This is a genomic window from Streptomyces sp. NPDC007346 (assembly GCF_040703535.1).
Classification (GTDB): Bacteria; Actinomycetota; Actinomycetes; order Streptomycetales; family Streptomycetaceae; genus Streptomyces.
In genome coordinates this window covers 1-2,641 of record NZ_JBEYKR010000275.1, presented here as the reverse complement: position 1 = coordinate 2,641, position 2,641 = coordinate 1, and the positions used below count along the sequence as shown (strand labels likewise).

At 72.5% G+C, this 2,641-nt stretch carries 1 protein-coding gene; it reads left to right on the top strand.

From position 1 onward, the window contains the following. Window positions 1–157 precede the first annotated feature (157 nt). Complete coding sequence (locus tag AB0917_RS33900; protein WP_366823552.1) at window positions 158–2,587, top strand: Tex family protein; 2,430 nt, start codon at window positions 158–160, stop codon at window positions 2,585–2,587. Window positions 2,588–2,641: the final 54 nt, after the last annotated feature.

The window sequence follows — 2,641 nt, the reverse complement described above, 5'->3', positions numbered from 1 at the left end:
GGGGCTCCGGGCGTGTTCGACGAGGTCGCGCGACACGGCCCCCGGCCACCCGGCACAATGCAGGCGAAGGGGATCACCACGCCCCGGTAAGAACGTGCTCATCGGCATCGCGAGCACGGCCAGCACAGCCAGTACGAGAAGGCGAGTCGGTTAAACCGTGACGACGTCCATCGAAGGCAGGATCGCCGAGGAGCTCGGCGTACGTGAGCGACAGGTCAGGGCGGCCGTCGAGCTGCTCGACGGCGGTTCCACCGTGCCGTTCATCGCGCGCTACCGCAAGGAGGCGACCGAATCGCTCGACGACGCGCAGCTGCGCACGCTCGAGGAGCGGCTGCGGTATCTGCGGGAGCTGGAGGAGCGGCGTACGTCGATCCTCGAATCCGTCCGCGAGCAGGGCAAGCTCGACGCCGCGCTGGAGGCCGCGATCCGGGGTGCCGAGACCAAGGCGCGCCTGGAGGACATCTACCTGCCGTTCAAGCCGAAGCGGCGGACCAAGGCCCAGATCGCCCGGGAGGCGGGGCTCGAACCGCTGGCGGACGGTCTGCTGACCGACCCGTCGGTCGATCCGCTCGCCGCCGCCGCCGCGTTCGTCGACGGTGACAAGGGGGTGGCGGACGCGGCTGCCGCGCTGGAGGGCGCGCGCTCCATCCTCACCGAGCGGTTCTCCGAGGACGCCGACCTGACGGGTGAGCTGCGCGAGCGCATGTGGACCCGGGGCCGGCTGGCGGCGAAGGTGCGCGAGGGCCAGGAGGAGGCGGGCGCCAAGTTCGCCGACTACTTCGACTTCGCTGAGCCGTTCACCGCGCTGCCCTCGCACCGGGTGCTCGCCATGCTGCGCGGCGAGAAGGAGAACGTGCTCGATCTGGTCCTGGAGCCGGAGGAGCCGGAGGCCGCCGAGCGGCCGGGCCCCTCCACGTACGAGAACATGATCGCCCGCCGCTTCGAGATCGCCGACCGGGGCCGTCCGGGCGACAAGTGGCTGGCGGACACGGTGCGTTGGGCGTGGCGGACCCGGATCCAGGTGCACCTGGGCATCGACCTGCGGCTGCGGCTGCGCACGGCGGCCGAGGACGAGGCGGTACGGGTCTTCGCCTCCAACCTGCGTGATCTGCTGCTCGCCGCCCCGGCCGGGACGCGCGCCACCCTCGGTCTGGACCCCGGCTTCCGTACGGGGGTGAAGGTCGCCGTCGTCGACGCCACCGGCAAGGTGGTGGCCACCGATGTGATCCACCCGCACGTGCCCGCCAACAAGTGGGACCAGGCGCTGGCGACCCTCGCGCGCCTGGCGAAGGAGCACGCGGTCGACCTGGTCGCGATCGGCAACGGCACGGCGTCCCGCGAGACGGACAAGCTCGCCGGTGAACTGATCGACAAGCACCCGGAGTTGAAGCTCACCAAGGTGATGGTCTCGGAGGCGGGCGCCTCGGTGTACTCCGCCTCCGCCTTCGCCTCGCAGGAACTGCCCGACATGGACGTGTCGTTGCGCGGGGCGGTCTCGATCGCGCGGCGGCTCCAGGACCCGCTGGCCGAGCTGGTGAAGATCGACCCGAAGTCGATCGGCGTCGGCCAGTACCAGCACGACCTGTCCGAGGTGAAGCTCTCGCGCTCGCTCGACGCGGTCGTCGAGGACTGTGTGAACGGTGTCGGTGTGGACGTCAACACCGCGTCCGCGCCCCTGCTTTCACGGGTCTCGGGGATCAGCTCGGGGCTCGCCGAGAACATCGTGGCGCACCGCGACACCAACGGCCCCTTCCGCACCCGCAAGGCGCTCAAGGACGTGGCGCGGCTGGGCCCGAAGGCGTACGAGCAGTGCGCGGGCTTCCTGCGGATCCGGGGCGGCGACGACCCGCTGGACGGCTCCAGCGTGCACCCCGAGGCCTACCCGGTGGTGCGGCGGATGGGGAAGACCGCGGGCGGCGAGGTCGCCTCCCTGATCGGGAACGCGGAGGCTCTGCGGTCGCTGCGCGCGGCGGACTTCGTGGACGACATGTTCGGTCTGCCGACCGTGACGGACATCCTCAAGGAGCTGGAGAAGCCGGGGCGCGACCCGCGGCCCGCCTTCCGCACGGCGACCTTCAAGGAGGGCGTCGAGAAGCTCGGCGACCTGGAGCCCGGCATGGTGCTGGAGGGCGTCGTGACGAATGTGGCCGCGTTCGGCGCGTTCGTCGACATCGGCGTCCACCAGGACGGTCTGGTGCATGTGTCGGCGCTGTCGAAGACGTTCGTGAAGGACCCGCGCGACGTCGTGAAGCCCGGGGACATCGTGAAGGTCAAGGTGATGGACGTCGACATCCCGCGCAAGCGGATCTCGCTGTCGCTGCGGCTGGACGACGAGCCGGGCGCGGGCGGCGGCTCCGGCGGCGGGCAGCAGGGGCGCGGTGAGCGGGGCGCCCGCCCGCCGAAGCAGCGGCAGGGGCAGGGCGGCCAGGGCTCCGGTGGCGGGCAGGGCCGTCAGGGCGGCGGCCGCGACCGGCGCGGCGGCTCCCGGCAGGGGCAGGGCGCACCGGCTCCGGCGAACAGCGCGATGGCCGACGCGCTGCGGCGGGCCGGGCTGACCGACCCGAAGCAGGGCGGCCGGGGGCGCTGACCCCCGGTGGTCCTGGGGGCGGGCCGCCGCGTGCGGCCCGCCCCCGCCCCCGGA